General features: G+C 63.7%; 1 protein-coding gene and 2 pseudogenes. All 3 read left to right on the top strand.

Features of this window, described 5'->3' with window-relative positions; genetic code table 11:
* Positions 1 to 1,207, top strand: a pseudogene (gene adh / locus EN745_RS34230) (aldehyde dehydrogenase); the annotation flags it as partial.
* Between the two features lie 64 nt (positions 1,208 to 1,271).
* A pseudogene (locus EN745_RS34225) lies at positions 1,272 to 1,636 on the top strand (DUF779 domain-containing protein).
* Between the two features lie 31 nt (positions 1,637 to 1,667).
* Positions 1,668 to 1,940 (top strand): CrcB family protein (locus tag EN745_RS34220; RefSeq protein ID WP_127423272.1); only part of this gene is annotated, 273 nt, incomplete at its 3' end.

Genomic DNA, 1,940 nt, shown 5'->3' with positions numbered 1-1,940 from the left:
AGACGGCAAGCCGATCCGCGAGACGACGGCGGCCGACCTGCCTTTGGCCATCGACCATTTCCGCTATTTCGCCGGCGTGCTGCGCAGCCAGGAGGGCAGCATTTCCGAGATCGACCACGACACCGTCGCCTATCATTTCCACGAACCGCTCGGCGTTGTCGGCCAGATCATTCCGTGGAATTTCCCGCTGCTGATGGCGGTATGGAAACTGGCGCCAGCGCTCGCCGCCGGCAATTGCGTGGTGCTGAAGCCGGCCGAGCAGACGCCAGCCACCATCATGCTGTGGGCCGACCTAGTCGGCGACCTGTTGCCGGAGGGCGTGCTCAACATCGTCAACGGCTTCGGCCTGGAGGCCGGCAAGCCGCTGGCATCGTCGAACCGCATCGCCAAGATCGCCTTCACTGGCGAGACGACGACGGGCCGCCTGATCTCGCAATATGCCAGCCAGAACCTGATCCCGGTCACGCTCGAGCTTGGCGGCAAGTCGCCCAACATCTTCTTCCAGGACGTGACGGCGGAGGACGATGACTTCTTCGACAAGGCGATCGAAGGCTTCGTGATGTTCGCGCTCAACCAGGGCGAGGTCTGCACCTGCCCGAGCCGCGCCCTGGTGCATGAAAAGATCTACGACAGGTTCATCGAGCGGGCGCTGAAGCGCGTCGAGGCGATCGTCCAGGGCGATCCGCTCGACCCGGCAACCATGATCGGCGCCCAGGCTTCGAACGAGCAGTTGCAGAAGATCCTGAGCTACTTCGACGTCGGCCGCCAGGAAGGGGCCGAGCTGCTCACAGGCGGCGAGCAGAACCATCTGCCGGGCGACCTTGCCGGCGGCTACTACGTCAAGCCCACCGTGTTCAAGGGCCACAACAAGATGCGCATCTTCCAGGAGGAGATTTTCGGACCGGTGGTGTCGGTCACGACCTTCAGGGACGATGACGAGGCGCTGTCGATCGCCAACGATACGCTCTACGGCCTCGGCGCTGGCATTTGGAGCCGCGACGCGAACCGCTGCTACCGCTTCGGCCGCGCCATCCAGGCCGGGCGCGTGTGGACCAATTGCTACCACGCCTATCCGGCGCACGCTGCCTTCGGCGGCTAAAAGCAGTCCGGCATCGGTCGCGAGACGCACAAGATCATGCTCGATCACTACCAGCAGACCAAGAACATGCTGGTCAGCTACAGCCCGAAGAAGCTTGGCTTCTTCTGATCCTCCCGGGGCGAGGGGGGAGGGCGCGGTTCGCCGCGTCCTCCTTCGATTGTTGGAGGATCTGATGGACAAAAGATCTCTGAACAAAGTGTCCGCCACGCCGGAGGCGGAGGCGTTCCTGGCCGAGATCATCGCCGATCACGGCCCTGTTCTGTTCCACCAGTCCGGCGGCTGCTGCGACGGCTCCTCGCCAATGTGCTATCCGCGCGGCGATTTCATTGTTGGCGATGCCGACGTCATGCTGGGTGAAATCGGCAACACGCCGATCTACATCAGCCCTCGCAGTACGAGGCCTGGAAACACACGGATTTGATCATCGACGTGGTGCCGGGCAGGGGCGGCATGTTCTCGCTCGACAACGGCCGCGAGCGGCGATTTCTGACCCGTTCGACGATCTGCGCGGTTCCACCCGCCGCCGGGAGGGATTGACCCGGCAAGCCGGCAACGGCAGAAAGCCGCCATGGCCAATCTACTTCTCGTTGTCATCGGCGGCGGCATCGGCGCCGGCATCCGCCACTTGACCAATATGGGCGCGCTGCGCCTGGTCGGCCCCAACTATCCCTGGGGCACGATGGTGATCAACATCGTCGGCTCCTTCGTCATGGGCCTGTTCATCGCCGTGCTCGCGCGACGCGGCGGCTCGAACGAGGTCAGGCTGTTCGTGGCCACCGGCATCCTTGGCGGCTTCACCACTTTTTCGGCCTTTTCGCTCGATTTCGCCACGCTTTGGGAG

This window comes from Mesorhizobium sp. M4A.F.Ca.ET.022.05.2.1, from assembly GCF_003998845.1.
Classification (GTDB): domain Bacteria; phylum Pseudomonadota; class Alphaproteobacteria; order Rhizobiales; family Rhizobiaceae; genus Mesorhizobium.
Note: the sequence above shows the minus strand (reverse complement) of the source record. Positions and strands in the feature narration are given on the sequence as shown.